Annotated in this window: 14 protein-coding genes; 9 read left to right on the top strand and 5 right to left on the bottom strand. The window is 68.1% G+C overall.

Features of this window, described 5'->3' with window-relative positions; translation table 11 throughout:
* The first annotated feature begins 1 nt into the window (after position 1).
* Complete coding sequence (locus tag IF67_RS0120265; protein WP_199812752.1) at positions 2 to 1,801, top strand: DEAD/DEAH box helicase; 1,800 nt, start codon at positions 2 to 4, stop codon at positions 1,799 to 1,801.
* Positions 1,802 to 1,804: 3 nt separating this feature from the next.
* Positions 1,805 to 2,371 carry an SWIM zinc finger family protein gene (locus IF67_RS0120260; protein ID WP_030987600.1) on the top strand — a complete coding sequence of 189 codons (567 nt, stop codon included), beginning with the start codon at positions 1,805 to 1,807 and terminating at the stop codon, positions 2,369 to 2,371.
* A gap of 246 nt (positions 2,372 to 2,617) precedes the next feature.
* Here IF67_RS0120260 and IF67_RS0120255 read toward each other — a convergent pair whose 3' ends face one another.
* The gene (locus IF67_RS0120255; RefSeq protein WP_030987598.1) at positions 2,618 to 3,064 is read right to left on the bottom strand and encodes an ATP-binding protein; all 447 of its coding nucleotides are present in this window, start codon (positions 3,062 to 3,064) and stop codon (positions 2,618 to 2,620) included.
* A gap of 397 nt (positions 3,065 to 3,461) precedes the next feature.
* On the opposite strand from IF67_RS0120255, the gene IF67_RS0120250 reads away from it, so the two are divergent.
* The gene (locus tag IF67_RS0120250; RefSeq protein WP_030987596.1) at positions 3,462 to 4,028 is read left to right on the top strand and encodes a hypothetical protein; all 567 of its coding nucleotides are present in this window, start codon (positions 3,462 to 3,464) and stop codon (positions 4,026 to 4,028) included.
* A 263-nt stretch (positions 4,029 to 4,291) separates the two neighbouring features.
* On the opposite strand, the gene IF67_RS0120245 is transcribed toward IF67_RS0120250, so the two are convergent.
* Complete coding sequence (locus IF67_RS0120245; RefSeq protein WP_030987594.1) at positions 4,292 to 5,530, bottom strand: acyl-CoA dehydrogenase family protein; 1,239 nt, start codon at positions 5,528 to 5,530, stop codon at positions 4,292 to 4,294.
* A 76-nt stretch (positions 5,531 to 5,606) separates the two neighbouring features.
* Positions 5,607 to 6,806: a CaiB/BaiF CoA transferase family protein gene (locus IF67_RS0120240; RefSeq protein ID WP_030987592.1), complete on the bottom strand. Its 1,200-nt coding sequence runs from the start codon at positions 6,804 to 6,806 to the stop codon at positions 5,607 to 5,609.
* A gap of 550 nt (positions 6,807 to 7,356) precedes the next feature.
* Between IF67_RS0120240 and IF67_RS0120235 the strand changes: the two genes are divergently transcribed.
* The 4 genes from IF67_RS0120235 to IF67_RS0120220 all read left to right on the top strand — a co-directional run bounded on the left by IF67_RS0120235 (position 7,357) and on the right by IF67_RS0120220 (position 10,317).
* On the top strand, positions 7,357 to 7,764 hold the full coding sequence (locus tag IF67_RS0120235) for a YciI family protein (protein ID WP_030987590.1): 408 nt from the start codon (positions 7,357 to 7,359) through the stop codon (positions 7,762 to 7,764).
* Between the two features lie 8 nt (positions 7,765 to 7,772).
* Positions 7,773 to 8,984, top strand: a complete 1,212-nt coding sequence (locus tag IF67_RS0120230; protein WP_030987589.1) for an RNA polymerase sigma factor — start codon at positions 7,773 to 7,775, stop codon at positions 8,982 to 8,984.
* Between the two features lie 196 nt (positions 8,985 to 9,180).
* Positions 9,181 to 9,693: a hypothetical protein gene (locus IF67_RS0120225; protein WP_030987587.1), complete on the top strand. Its 513-nt coding sequence runs from the start codon at positions 9,181 to 9,183 to the stop codon at positions 9,691 to 9,693.
* A 276-nt stretch (positions 9,694 to 9,969) separates the two neighbouring features.
* Positions 9,970 to 10,317, top strand: a complete 348-nt coding sequence (locus IF67_RS0120220) for a DoxX family protein (RefSeq protein ID WP_030987585.1) — start codon at positions 9,970 to 9,972, stop codon at positions 10,315 to 10,317.
* A gap of 93 nt (positions 10,318 to 10,410) precedes the next feature.
* Here the strand turns inward: IF67_RS0120220 and IF67_RS0120215 are convergent, their stop codons facing one another.
* Both IF67_RS0120215 and IF67_RS46320 read right to left on the bottom strand, forming a co-directional pair.
* A complete protein-coding gene (locus IF67_RS0120215) occupies positions 10,411 to 11,109 on the bottom strand; it encodes a DUF305 domain-containing protein (protein ID WP_030987583.1) in 699 nt (232 codons plus the stop codon).
* 87 nt (positions 11,110 to 11,196) lie between these two features.
* Positions 11,197 to 11,568: a DUF6153 family protein gene (locus IF67_RS46320; RefSeq protein WP_234341210.1), complete on the bottom strand. Its 372-nt coding sequence runs from the start codon at positions 11,566 to 11,568 to the stop codon at positions 11,197 to 11,199.
* Positions 11,569 to 11,839: 271 nt separating this feature from the next.
* On the opposite strand from IF67_RS46320, the gene IF67_RS0120205 reads away from it, so the two are divergent.
* Positions 11,840 to 12,394, top strand: a complete 555-nt coding sequence (locus IF67_RS0120205) for a hypothetical protein (RefSeq protein WP_158713121.1) — start codon at positions 11,840 to 11,842, stop codon at positions 12,392 to 12,394.
* A 355-nt stretch (positions 12,395 to 12,749) separates the two neighbouring features.
* The gene (locus tag IF67_RS0120200) at positions 12,750 to 14,300 is read left to right on the top strand and encodes a M4 family metallopeptidase (RefSeq protein WP_199812757.1); all 1,551 of its coding nucleotides are present in this window, start codon (positions 12,750 to 12,752) and stop codon (positions 14,298 to 14,300) included.
* The last annotated feature ends 138 nt before the right edge of the window (positions 14,301 to 14,438 follow it).

Genomic DNA, 14,438 nt, shown 5'->3' with positions numbered 1-14,438 from the left:
CATGGAAATCGGGCAAAAAATTCCTGGCACCCTGCGTGACAGCCAAGCCACGTACCTACCCGACCGTCATATGTTTGCCTTGTGGACCTGGTCCGGCCGCACCGTGGGGGCTGCCCCGCCGGTCGGTGATGTCGAGACGGTTCCCTTGGTTGTCCCGACGTCAGACCTTGGCGGGTTTGAGGTATCTGACGTCGACTGCGCGCTGATTGAGCCGGACAAGCTCGTCGGCGCGCCCCTCGACTCGCCGGGTCGGTCGGTGGATGTCTGGCGGGCGTGGATTGCGGGAGGCGATTCGGCCCTGCCGATCGCAGCACATGCCGTTCCCGATGCCACCGGTGTCGCCGTGACGTCGGCGGAGCATGCCGTGGCCGTCTTCCGTCACACCAATGCTGTGGCGACCGAACTCCGCACAGCGCTGACCGCCAAGCTGCGGCCCTATCAGGTTCGCGGTGTGAGCTGGCTGCGCGAGACCGTCGACGCACATGGCGGCGCGGTGCTGGCCGACGAAATGGGGCTCGGTAAGACGCTGCAAGCCATCGGTTATATCGCCGGGCGCGCCGAGGAGGGGGCACAGCTGGTGGTGTGTCCCACGTCACTGGTCGGGAACTGGGCACACGAAATCGCGCGGTTCGCACCTGACCTGCGGACGATAATCTGGCGTGGCGGGCCGCTGAAAGCGGTGGATAGCGGGACGGTGGTGCTCACCGGCTACCCGACGCTACGCCTACACAGCCCGCTCATGATGGAGCAGCATTGGGTGACTGCGGTTTTCGATGAGGCGCAGGTGCTGAAGAACCCCCGCACGCAGGTATCGAAGGCCGCGCGGACTATTGCGGCCGACGCCCGAATCGCCTTGACCGGAACGCCCATCGAGAATCATCTCGAGGAGCTTTGGGCGCTGCTCAATCTGGTCGCACCGCAACTGTTCGGGCACAAGACGCAGTTCCGTCGTCGCTTTGTCCGGCCGATCGCGGACGGCTCCCTCGCCGCCGCTGCCCGACTGCGCGGGGCAATCGAGCCGATCGTGTTGATGCGGAAGAAGTCCCAGGTCGCAGGCTCGCTCCCACCCAAGATCCACGCCGACCTGGTCTGCGACCTCACCGAGGAACAGCAGCAGTTGTACGACCAGCTGCTGGAGCAGGTGATCGACGACGGCTTCGGCAGCGGCGCACAGCGCCAGACCAAGGTGTTGGCAGCCCTCACCGCGCTCAAACAGGTCTGCAACCACCCTGGCCTGATCACCGGTGACCTCGATGAGTTGTCAGGAAGGTCGGGAAAGCTCGATCTCTGCACCGACATTGTGGCCAACAACCTCGAAATCGGCTCTCCAACCCTCATTTTCACCCAGTACCGGCAGACGGGTGAGCTGCTGGTGCGACACTGCGGCGAACAGTTCGGTGAGTATGTGCCGTTCTTCCATGGTGGCTTGAATCAGGAACAACGGGCCGACATCGTCCGCCGCTTCCAGGCCGGCAGCGGCCCGAAAGTGCTGGTGCTCAGCCTGAAAGCTGGGGGCACCGGGCTCACTCTCACCCGCGCAGCCGACGTCATTCACTTCGACCGATGGTGGAATCCGGCCGTGGAGGCGCAGGCCTCCGATCGAGTCCATCGGATCGGTCAGACCCGCACCGTCACCGTCACCACTCTGACCACGGGGACCACCGTCGAGGAGCACATCGCGGCCATGCACTCGCGCAAATCCGCGCTCTCCGATATCGCTGACCTGTCCGGTGTCGCCGAATTGGCCCGCTTGGATGATGACCGCCTCATTGCGATCCTGCGCCGGAAACGAGACAGCTGACAAATGCCCGACAATGATTTCGGTTACACAATGTGGGGGAAGGACTGGGTTCGGCTCGCCGAGCCGTTGCGTCAGACCCGCCCCGATCCGCAGCTGCCGCGCGCCCGCAGAATCGCACGCGACGGGAGAGTGCAGGTCACGATCGACGGCCGGATCGTGCGCGCCGTCGTACACCACGGTCGCAACGCTTCAGTGGCCAACATCAAGGTTGCGCCCATGTCCCGGGAGAAGGTAGTCGGGATCTCCCGCCAATTGTGCGGTGTTCGGCCCGTCCTCACCGACGAGCTGTATCACGCGATCACCGACGCGGGCCACCGGCCCGCACCGACACTCGTCGGCGGCGACCGCTCCTGCTCCTGCTCAGCTGATGCTCCACGATGTATCCATGTGCTGGCCGTCTACTACGAAATGGCGCGACGCGTCGATGACGATCCTCGAATTGCTCTCGATATCCAGGGCTTCTTCCGCGCCTCATCGGACGGTACTGAAGTGACCACCGCAGTAACACCACAGCGGTGGATCGCACTCAACGCCCTTAATCCGGCCGACTATTTCATGGCGTCCAAGTAGTCGTGCTGTACGGCGCATATCAACGACTAACGACTGTTGCGGGCAACCATCGGCAGGGGTCCCGCGCGCCATCGTGTGACATCGTGTGCCGCCGCGAACGATCCCGCCTGCTTCATCGACGAGACTGTCGCGCCTCCTTGCCGTGAGCACTTGGCCGACTGTGAAGCATCGCAGCGGGAGCGAGGAACATGATGCGGGGTAGCGACGTTCGGTTCGGCGTGGAGTTCAGTGCTCACGCAGCCTCTGCTACCAGCGGCTGCCGGTGTCGCTGCGGTGCCGGGGGATCAGAGCGCTGACCGTCTTGCCGCCGGCTTCGTCGGTGACGGCCACCGCATCGGCCAACTGGCAGACCATCGACCAGCCGAACCCGCCTCCCTCACCGAGGACATCGGGAGTGCGCGGCTGGGGCAGCAGGTGGCTGGCGTCGCTCACGGCGACGGCGATCGCCTCGGGGCAGGCCGACAGATGCAGGGAGCAGGACGGTCCGCCCGCGTGACGCACCGCATTGGTGACGAGTTCCGAGACGACCAGGAGCACGGCATCAATGGCCTCTTGCTGCACGACCGGCTCCAGTCCCCACAGAAACTCGCTGGCAAGATGCCGCGCGCGCCCGGCAGTCTCGGGGCAGCTCCCCAGGTCGACATGGAGCGCCGGTGGCACGGTGAGTGTCCGCGCGGCCTCGATGGTGGTCATGAAGCTCACCTCGTCATGCCTCGTCGGTTGTGTACGTGGCTGAAGAGCGTGCCCCAAGAACCAGCCGCGAATCCCACAGCCTTCGCCCCGTCGGCCCGCTCCCCCTTCGGCCAGGAAGCCGGCAGGTGACCGTGGGAGGGAATGCGTGGATGGTCTTCCGCCACCGGGGCCCGCCATCGACCTCCTGGAGTCGCATCACGCCGCCTGATTCCCCTGATGGACCGGTGGGGCGGCGCCCCGGGCGTCGGTGCGTGGCTCCCGGCATCCGACGCACCGTGCACCGGGCGAGGCATGGTCGGCGGTAGCCGGGACACACGCAGGGCAACGGCACCAGAGACTGCGGTGCGCGCCCGGAGCACCCGTGCGGCGTCCACCGCTCCGCAGGAGGGAGCCCCCCATGAAGGACAGCGCATCCCGTCAGGCTGATGATGGCGAGACTGGCCCTACGCCCTTCGTCGTCGACCCCGTGGACGAGAAGCTGGACGAAGGGGACAGGGAGGGCATGGGGCTGCCTCACCCCGGATACACCTCCCCGGACTTCAGCTCGCCCGGTTCCCTTCCCTCCTCCTCGTCCGCCGAGCAGGGAGGCGGACACGACACGGCCGACAAGGCCGACACCGCGGGCGGTGCGGGCGATACGGCTGGTGCGGCCGGTACGAGCGGCGCGAGCGGTACAGCCGGTGCGGGCAACACGGACGGTGCGGGCGGGGAATCATCATCCGCCGCCCCGGACCAGCAGGTACCCGCCGGTCACGCTGCGGACGAGGATGCCGTCCCGGGCTTCTCCGCACCGGAGTTCACCAGCCCGAGCTTCGACAGCCCGGACATCCCCACGGGTCCGCAGCTCGGGGAGACGGAGACCGGTCGGAGGATGCGGGCGGAGCAGCAGGGCGAGGACGCCGTCACGCCCGTGCCGCTTCCGGAGGCGCACCGTCCGCCGCAGCCGCCCCCGCGCCAGAGCTGAGGTGCGGGACGCAGGCGCTGACCGGTGGCGCGGCTCGGCTCGGAAGGCCTCGGAAGGCCATCGCATCGAGCGCCAGTAACAAGGGCGGCGCACAGCAGGGCAGCCTTGTCGCGAATGTTCGGTTCGTCGCCTGCGACTACACCTCATCGTCAGGGAACTAGGGATGTACGGCCGTCAAGCAGTCCCTGTCCTGTTCCGCAACTGCTGTCACGGGTGGATCACCAGGTCCCAGGTCGTAGCCGGCCTTCAAGCAGCAACGCTGTTCAGGCGTCGAGGCCTCCGCGCTTGACGAGCTGGCTCGCGATGATATTGCGCTGGATTTCGTTGGTCCCTTCGCCGACGATCATCAGGGGAGCGTCGCGGAAGTAGCGCTCGACGTCGAATTCGGTGGAGTAGCCGTAACCACCGTGGATGCGGACGGCGTTGAGGGCAATGTTCATGGCGGTCTCGGAGGCGAAGAGCTTGGCCATGCCGGCCTCCATGTCCACACGACGCCCGGCTTCGGCCTCCCGGGCGGCGTAGAGGGTGAGCTGACGGGCGGCGGTCAGCGAGGTGGCCATGTCGGCGAGGTAGTTGCCGATCGACTGGTGTTTCCAGATCGGCTCGCCGAAGGACTCGCGTTCCTGGGCATAGGCGAGGGCGTCCTCGAAGGCGGCCCGGCCGACGCCCAGTGCGCGGGCGGCGACTTGGAGCCGTCCGGTCTCCAGGCCCTTCATCATTTGTGCGAAGCCCTTGCCCTCGACCCCACCGAGTACGGCGTCGGCCGGCGCCCGGTAGCCGTCGAACGACAGCTCGCAGCTCTCCACGCCCTTGTAGCCGAGCTTGGGCAGGTCGCGGGAGACCGTCAAACCGGGTCCATGCTCAACGAGCAGGATCGAGATGCCCTTGTGGGCGGGCTCGGCCTCCGGGTCGGTCTTGCACAGCAGGGCGATCAGCCCGGACCGCCGGGAGTTGGTGATCCAAGTCTTCGACCCGTTGACCACATATCCCCCGCCACGCTCGGCTTCGCTCGCGCCGGAGGTACCCCGGATATCCCGGACGCCCCCAGTTCCCCCGATGCCCCCACCGTCCTTACGGGCAACGGTGCGGATGGCCTGAAGGTCCGAGCCGCCGCCCGGTTCGGTCAGGGCCATGGTCGCCCGGGTCTCGCCAGTGGCCATCCGGGGCAGGTAGCGCCGTTTCTGCTGCTCGGTGCCGAAGTGCAGCAGCAGCTTGGCGACCACGGTATGGCCGCCCATCGCGCCGGCCAGGCTCATCCAGCCGCGGGCGAGTTCCTCGGTGATCAGGACATAACAGGGGACGGAGACCGGAGTGCCGCCGTACTCCTCGGGGATGGCGAGGCCGAAGATGCCGAGCTGCTTCATCTGCTCGATCAGGGCCTCGGGGTAGGTGTTGGCGTGCTCCAGCTCTCGGACGACGGGCTTCACCTCCTGGTTGACGAAGTCGTGCACCGTCCCGACGACGAGCTGCTCGTCCTCGGACAGGATGTCGAGGGTGCTCATGTGGTGACGCTCCTTGGGGAAGGGGCGGGGAGGTCTGGTGGGCGTTGCCGCTGCCGCTCTGTCCCGGGACGGCAGGTCAGATGACGTGGTCGGCCGTCATGCGGTCGATGTCGGCCGTGCTGTAGCCGAGCTCGGCCAGGATGTCCCCGGTGTGCTCCCCCGCTGCGGGAACGGCGTCCATGCGCGGGACGGTGCCGGCCAGGTCGGTCGGCGGCAGCAGGGCGGACACGACCGCTCCCCCGGGAATCCGTACGTCGCGCCAGCGGTTCCGGGCGCTGAGCACGGGGTGGGCCAGGAACTCGTCGATGTCGTTGACCCCGGCATTGGCGATGCCTGCATCGTCCAGCAATTTCATTGCTTCACCGCTGTCGCACTCGCCGAACCGCCCGGTCACGATCGCGTTGAGTTCCTCGCGGTGGGCGACACGGTCGGAGCCGGTGGCGAAGCGCGGGTCTTCGACGAGCCCGGGCAGGCCCAGGAACTGCTCGCACAGGGCCACCCATTCGCGCTCGTTCTGGATGGAGAACAGCACGTCCTTGCCGTCGGCCGCGGTGTAGGCGCCGTACGGCGCGATGGTCGCGTGCTGGGTGCCGATACGCGGGGGCTGGGTGCCGCCGTAACGGGTGTAGTAGGCGGGCTGATTCATCCACTCGGCCAGCGCCTCGAACAGCGAGACTTCCACAGCGCGGGCCACGCCGGTGGTCGCCCGCGTGAACAGCGCGGTGAGGATCCCCGAGTAGGCGTACATACCGGCCGCGATGTCGGCGACCGACACACCCGCCCGTGCCGAGCCGTGTTCGTTCCCCGTCAGCGAGACCAGTCCGGTCTGGCACTGCACCAGCAGGTCGTAGGCCTTGCGGCCGGCCCACGGCCCGCTGGACCCATAACCCGAGATGGAGCACGGGATCAGCGACGGGAAGCGCTCCGCGAGCGCCTCGGCGTCCAGGCCCATCCTGGCGGCCGCGCCCGGGGCCAGGTTCTGTACGAATACATCGGCCCCGCTCAGAAGTTGCTCCAGGACCTTCCGTCCGCGGTCCGACTTCAGGTCGAGCGTCACGGACTCCTTCGACCGGTTGAGCCACACGAAGTAGCTGGACTCGCCGTGCACCGTGGTGTCGTACCGGCGGGCGAAGTCGCCCCCGCCCGGACGTTCCACCTTGATGACACGCGCGCCGAGATCGGCCAGTTGGCGGGTGGCGAAGGGGGCCGCCACCGCCTGCTCGACGCTGACGACGGTGATGCCGGAGAGCGGCAGTTCTTCGGGGGGCTCGGTCATGGGGTGACCTCCAGGAGCGTGCGGGTCCCACAGCGGGACTGCCATCATGAATGCTCATGACAGCGGTGACGACATAGCACTGCGCAATCTGCCCCTGCGCGCGTCGGAGGGCAGTGGAAGGAAGGCCCTGGGACGTCACACAGCTCAGGGCTATCGTCACAGTGGCCGAGGTGGGCAGTGTCACGCGTGCCGCGGGGGCTGTCCGCTCCAGGGCGGGGATCTGCCGGGTCACCGCGGACTGCGCGCATGCCCTCCGCGCCGAACAGCTCATCGGTCCGAGCACCTCACGCCACACCAGGACCACACGGACCCGCGACGCACACGAAGCCTCTTCCTGATTCAGCTGCCGGGTCGCTGCTGCCCCCGGAAGGGCGCGACCAGTCACGTACTCGTCACATAACGTGACACCGGATGGCGTTGAGGCGGCTCACCCACCCTCATCCACGGAAACTCAAAAAATACGGACGGCGATGTCGAGAACCCGCATCTGGCTCCGTCCCCGTAGTGAACGCGACCACAATGGGTCGCACCAGCACAGAGGAGAACCACCATGGCCAAGTACCTGCTGCTCAAGCACTACCGCGGCGCCCCGGCGGCGGTCAACGACGTGCCCATGGACCAGTGGACGCCGGAGGAAATCTCGGCCCACATGCAGTACATGCAGGACTTCGCGACCCGGCTGGAGGGGACCGGCGAGTTCGTCGACGGTCAGGCGCTCGCCCCTGAGGGGAAGTGGGTCCGGTATGACGGCGAAGGTCGCCCGCCGGTCACCGACGGCCCGTTCGCCGAGACCAAGGACCTCATCGCCGGCTGGATGGTGATCGACGTCGACAGCTACGAGCGCGCCGTCGTGCTGGCCGGAGAGCTGTCGGCGGCCCCCGGGGCGGGCGGGAAGCCGATCCACGAGTGGCTCGAGGTGCGCCCGTTCCTGGCCGCGCCGCCCACCATCACGGAATGAGCTCTCCGATGGACGAGGCCCTGCTCCGGAGCCTCATACCGGGCGTGCTCGCCATCCTCGTCCGCCGCGGAGCCGACTTCGCGGCGGCCGAGGACGCTGTGCAGGACGCGCTGGTCGAGGCGGTCCGTGTCTGGCCGGCCGACCAGCCGCGGGACCCGAAGGGCTGGCTGGTCACCGTGGCCTGGCGCCGGTTCCTCGACGCGACGCGGGCGGACGCCGCCCGCCGCCGGCGTGAGGATCTCGTCGACGAGGAGCCGACGCCCGGCCCCGCACCCGCCGTGGACGACACGCTCCAGCTCTACTTCCTGTGCGCCCACCCGTCGCTGACGCCGTCGTCCGCGGTCGCACTCACGCTGCGCGCCGTCGGCGGGCTGACCACGCGGCAGATCGCCCAGGCCTACCTGGTGCCCGAGGCGACCATGGCGCAGCGCATCAGCCGGGCCAAGCGCACCGTCTCCGACGTTGGGGTATCCCCCGCTCTGGGGGCACCTCCCGGCCGAAGGCTGGGGGAGAAGCCGGGAACCCGGGGAAAGTTCGACCAGCCCGGCGACGTCGCCACCGTGCTGCGCGTCCTCTACCTGGTCTTCAACGAGGGCTACTCCGGCGACGTCGACCTCGCCGCCGAGGCGATTCGGCTCACGCGTCAGCTCGCGGCCGCGATCGACCACCCCGAGGTGGCGGGGCTGCTCGCCCTCATGCTGCTCCACCACGCCCGGCGCGCCGCCCGGACCGCGCCCGACGGCAGCCTGGTACCGCTCGCCGAGCAGGACCGCGGCCGGTGGGACACGAAGTCGATCGCCGAGGGCGTCGAGATCCTCCAGGCGGCCCTCGTCCGCGACCGGCTGGGCGAGTTCCAGGCCCAGGCCGCGATCGCGGCACTCCACGCCGACGCGCCCACCGCCGAGGAGACCGACTGGGTGCAGATCGTCGAGTGGTACGACGAGCTCGCGCGCCTGACCGACAGCCCGGTCGTCCGGCTCAACCGCGCCGTGGCCGTCGGCGAGGCCGACGGACCGCGCGCGGGTCTGGCGGCGCTCGCGGCGCTGGACGACTCACTGCCCCGCCACACCGCGGTGGCCGCCTACCTCCACGAGCGCGACGGCGACCTGGCGACGGCGGCACGGCTGTACGCCGAGGCGGCCCGAAAGGCACCCAACCTCGCCGAGCGGGACCACCTGACGCGCCAGGCCGCCCGGCTCAACGACCGCCGGGGGCGCTGACGGGTCGCGGTCGGTTTTCCCGCACGCGGCACTTGGCGTGGCTCCGTGGCCAGAGCGGTCGCCTCACAGTGAGGAGGCCGGCCGAGACCGGCTGCGCGACGCGTTGCCGCGGGAAGCTCAGCGGTGACAGGCCTGCTGTCTCAGTACCCGGGTACGAGGCCCCCCGTCCTTGCTCTCCGTCGCATAATTGACGTCTATGCGAGACACAAGGCGGTCGGAGCAGCCAGAGCCGACCGAGCACTACATCTTCCAAGACAGCCAGACGGTGGTGCTGGAGTGCGGGTTCCCATGGAATTCCGTGCCCGACCGGGATCCGCTCGCTCTGGAGCGAATAACCGCGCATCGTGCTGTCCGAGCGCTGGCCGAGCTGTGCGAGGGCCTCATCAGACCCATGACGCTCGGCATGACCAGCCACGACAACAAGCTGCGTCGCGTTCGGGTTCCTCTTGAGCGTGCAGACGGCCATTTTTGGGTGACCGCGCCGGAGACCGGCGTGTGGTATCCGTTCCAGTTGAGGGTGGACAAGTCCTGCGGCACGGTGTATCCCGACGGGCGTGAGTACGACGAGTTCATCGAGCTGACGATTGACGTCAATTGGTCTTTCTGGTGGCATTCCGGGGACGGCCGGGCCAGGCTCGATCAAGCAGTGGGCCGCCTGCTTCGGCAAGGGTGGCGCCACGCACATCCGCAAACCGGCCCCAGGGCGTGAGGTCGTAGGTCTGGCCGGGAGCCCAGCGCCACGGCGGCGTCCGGGCCGACGGCGGGGCGCGCGCGGGCCCATGGGCGTCCGCGCTCGTACCAGAAGCACTCGTCCGTGCGGCGGCGCCGACCCCACGGCGCCTGCTGCACGCCATCTACTGCGCGCACAGATTGATGTCCGTCAGCTGTCACATTCCTGCGTCGCGGCGCGTCAGGGCAGTGAGGAACTCATGAGACCCGGTCGGAGCAGGTCCGCCCCGGTGTCCGCCCGATGGGAGCATTTCTGATGTCTACCGCCTACGTCGTCGTCACCCTCCTGGCCGCTGTCATGGCGGGCTTCTCGGCCGCTTCCGTCTTCTTCCGCGCCAAGTGGGTCGTGCAGCCGATGGCTGACTACGGCATCCCCCGCTCCTGGTTGCCCTGGCTCGGTACGGCCAAGGCAGCGGGGGCCGTGGGCCTGCTGGCCGGTCTGTTCCTGCCGATGGTCGGTGTCGTGGCCGGGATCGGCCTGGTGCTGTATTTCGCCGGTGCGGTCGTCGCCGTCGTCCGGGCGCGCTGGTACGCACACATTCCGTTCCCGCTGCTGTACGCGGCGCCGGTGATCGGCGCCTTGGCGCTGGGATTCACGGCCTGAGCCCTGCCGCCTGAGGACCGCTTGACCACTGTGTCAGTCGGCCGCTGCGGCCCCGGGGAGGGGCCACAGCGACCGCTTGCTGAGCAGACTGGATCAGAGCCGGTCGAGGATCTTGTTCAGCTTCCCGACTTCGGCGGACTGATTCGTGACGACATCGCCGGCGAGCTTCTTCGCCGTGGCGTTCTTGCCCTTCTTCTGCTCGTCGTTCGCCATCTCGATCGCGCCGTTGTGGTGGCCGATCATCATCTGCGCGAACTTCCTGTCGAAGTCCCTGCCCTTGGCGGCCATCAGGTTCTTCATGTCCTTGCCGGACATCATTCCGGACATGCCCGAGCCGTCCTTGGAGGCGGAACCGTGATCCATGCCGGGCATGCTGTGGTCCATGCCGGTCGCAGAACCGCCCGACACCGGCTTGCCCCAGCCCTTGAGCCAGGACGTCATCTTCTGGATCTCGGGGTCCTGGGCCTTCTCGATCGCCGCGGCGAGAGACTTGATCTCCGCGTCCTCGGCCCGGCCGTCGGCGAGCTCGGACATCTCCACGGCCTGCTGGTGGTGGGGGATCATCATCTGCGCGAACATGACGTCCGCGTCGTTGAAGGCACCCGGAGCGGGGTTGGCGCCGGCGTCCTTGGTGGCCGTCGTCGACGGCTTGGCCCCGTGTTCCGTGCCGCTCACACGGTCGTCGTTGCTGTTGCCGCAGGCGGCGAGCAGCAGACCGGCCGCGGCAGCGATGCCGGCTACGGCGATGCGGCGAATCTGGCGGCGGCGCAGGCCGTGCTTGATGACTGTCATGTCAAAACCTCGTGCTGTCTGTTCTGCGGAAAGGGTGGGCGAACGGGGTGGCGCGGGCAGTGCAAGGCGCCCGCAGCGGCGTTCGGCCTAAATCCGCAGGACTGACAGTTGAGCGAGGTCCGGTGGTCTGCGCGGCGGGGGGTTGGGGCGCAGGATCGCCACGACGCCGGCGCGAAGTCGCACCAGCCAGTCCGCCCTGCGGCTGAGCGCCGCCCGGAGGAGGCTGGTGAGGACCAGCGCCCCGAGCACGGCCACGCACAGGGTGGTCATGTCCATTCCGGTGCCTGGCGCATGGGAGGACGGCTTGGCGTCGTCGGAAGCACCAGGTGAGGAGACCGAGGCGGCCGCTGGCTTCGAGGCGGTCATGCCGCAGTGCTCAGGAACGCCGGCAGCGGGACCATGAACCGCCGGCCCCATGGTGGCGCCGGAGGAATCTTCGGGATGGCCCACCGAGTGCATCACGAACACACCCAGTGCGAGCACGACGATGAGCAGTAGGTGCCCCCAGGCGCCTGCCGCTCGGCTCGTCCGGCTCGTACTCACAGCGATCCCCTCCGGCGTTGACCCTACCGAAGGGCTCTGACCACTGCGACGTCCAGTCCCCGCCGAAGCCAGCGACCTCCTTGGCGGTTCTGCCGTGGGAGCAGCTGACCGCAGCCCGCTTGGAAGGCGGCGCCTCCGAGAGTAAAAGGAATGGTGCGCAGCACGAAGGGTGTGGAGCATGGACGTCATGAGCGATGAGATCCGACGGCAACTGACAGCGGCCGCCGAGAAGCACCAGTTCACACGCATCGTGCGCGCACTTCCGGGCAGTGACGAGATCGAGGGGTTCGTGATCTCGGTGACGCCCTCGTGGACGCTGGTCACGGAGTGCAACTCCCTTACGCTGAACGGCTTTGTGGCACTCAGAACCCGCGACATCGTCAAGGTCAGACGCCGGGGATCCGGCGATCTGATGGTGCGCTGGCTCCGGCGGCACGGCCCCTGGCCTCCCCCAGGGCCGTCCGGCGCGATCTCACAGGCGGACATCCGGTCGCTGATGGAGTCGGCCGGCAGGCAGTACCACCTGATATCCGTCCTCCAAGAGGATCTGGACCCCGACGTGGTGTACATCGGGGCGCCGGTGCGCTTGGGAAAGAACCGGCTCAGGCTCCTCGAGGTCAATCCGAGAGCCCGCTGGGCCAATGCCCCGTCGTCATTCCGCTACGACGACATCACCCGAGTCGACTTCGGTGACCGGTACAGCACCATCCTGGGCTCCTTGGCGGGTCCCCCACCGCAGTGAGCCGTGCTCGTCATGCTCGTGCAAGTGCCGGTCTTCCGGCGAGCCGGCCGGCCACACATCAGCCCCAGGCACTGGACGGCCCGGGGCTGATGTGTGGCGTTGGCGTCACAAAGCAGTTCCATTGGTGAAATTATTGTTTCTTCCGTGTTGAACATCTATCAAAAGGCGTCAACTACTGGCACGCTCCCCCTCGATTCACTCCTAATGCTCCACCGGGCATCCCACCCCTCGGCTGCCCGGCCGCTTCTTGGGCTGCGACGCCGCGGCCCTCACAAGGGAGACCGAGTTGAGACGGACCTCGTCCACCCCCCGCAAGAACACCCTGCGCGCTGCCGCGCTGGTCGCCTCCGCCGCCATGGTCGCCGTCGGCGTCCAGGCAGGCTCGGCCAGCGCGCAGCCGGACCGCGCGACCGGCGCGTCGGCGGTCCAACTCTCCACCGCACAGCGGGCATCCGCGATCAAGGATGCCCAGAGCAGCGCTTCCGCCACCGCCGCGGAGATCGGCCTCGGCGCGCAGGAGAAGCTCGTCGTCCGGGACGTCATCAAGGACGCGGACGGCACGGTGCACACCCGGTACGAGCGCACCTACGCCGGACTGCCCGTCCTCGGCGGCGACCTGGTCGTCCACCAGGCCAAGAGCGGCAAGCACAGCGTCACCAAGGCGACCAACGCCCTGATATCCGTGGCCAGTACGTCCGCCACGCTCTCCCCCTCCGCCGCGAAGAAGAGCGCACTCAGCGCTGCCGCCGCGAAAAAGGACACCAGCACCAGCGCCTCCGCCGCGCCGCGCAAGGTGATCTGGGCCGCTACGGGCAAGCCGGTTCTCGCGTACGAGACGGTCGTCACCGGCGTCCAGAAGGACGGCACGCCCAGCAAGCTGCACGTCATCACCGACGCGGCCACCGGCAAGAAGCTGTTCCAGAACGAGGCCATCGAGACCGGCTCCGGCACCAGCACCTACAGCGGCAAGGTCGCGCTCACCACCACCAAGAGCGGCTCGGCCTACCAGCTCAAGGACGGTGCCCGCGGCGGCCACAAGACGTACGACCTCAAGCAGGGGACGTCGGGCACCGGCACGCTCTTCACCGACACGGACGACGTATGGGGCGGTGGTCGCCAGACCGCCGGCGTCGACGCGCACTACGGGGCGGCCGTCACCTGGGACTTCTACAAGAACACCCTCGGCCGCAACGGCATCCGCAACGACGGCAAGGGCGCCTACTCCCGCGTCCACTACGGCAACAGCTACGTCAACGCCTTCTGGGACGACAGCTGCTTCTGCATGACCTACGGCGACGGCAGCGGCAACTCCGCCCCGCTGACCTCCCTCGACGTGGCCGCCCACGAGATGAGCCACGGCGTCACCGCCGCCACCGCGGGACTCAACTACAGCGGTGAGTCCGGCGGCCTCAACGAGGCCACGTCCGACATCTTCGGCACGTCCGCCGAGTTCTACGCCAAGAACGCCTCGGACGTGGGCGACTACCTCATCGGCGAGAAGATCGACATCAACGGCGACGGCACTCCGCTGCGCTACATGGACAAGCCCAGCAAGGACGGAGCCTCGGCCGACTACTGGTCCAGTGGCGTCGGCAACAAGGACGTCCACTACTCCTCCGGTGTCGCCAACCACTTCTTCTACCTGCTGTCCGAGGGCAGCGGCGCCAAGGTCATCAACGGCGTCAGCTACAACAGCCCCACCTCGGACGGCTCCAAGGTCATCGGCATCGGCCGGGCCAAGGCCGAGAAGATCTGGTACAAGGCCCTCAGCACGTACATGACCTCCACCACCAACTACAAGGCCGCACGCACCGCGACCCTGAAGGCGGCAGGCGACCTGTACGGCACAACGAGCTCCGCGTACAAGGCGGTTGGCGCTGCATGGACGGGCGTCAACGTGAAGTAGGCACGTTCGCGTAGTGCGTCCCGGCACCGGTCCCGGCACCGGTGCCGGGACGTAGCGCCGTCTGCTTCAGCCGACGCGTGCCGGCGGTCCGCTCCGGCGACTTCCGGGCCACTGCTGACCGCGCCGCGCGCTGCCCGT

Origin of the sequence: Streptomyces sp. NRRL S-1813 (assembly GCF_000719605.1) — a bacterium.
GTDB lineage: Bacteria > Actinomycetota > Actinomycetes > Streptomycetales > Streptomycetaceae > Streptomyces > Streptomyces decoyicus.
Note: the sequence above shows the minus strand (reverse complement) of the source record. Positions and strands in the feature narration are given on the sequence as shown.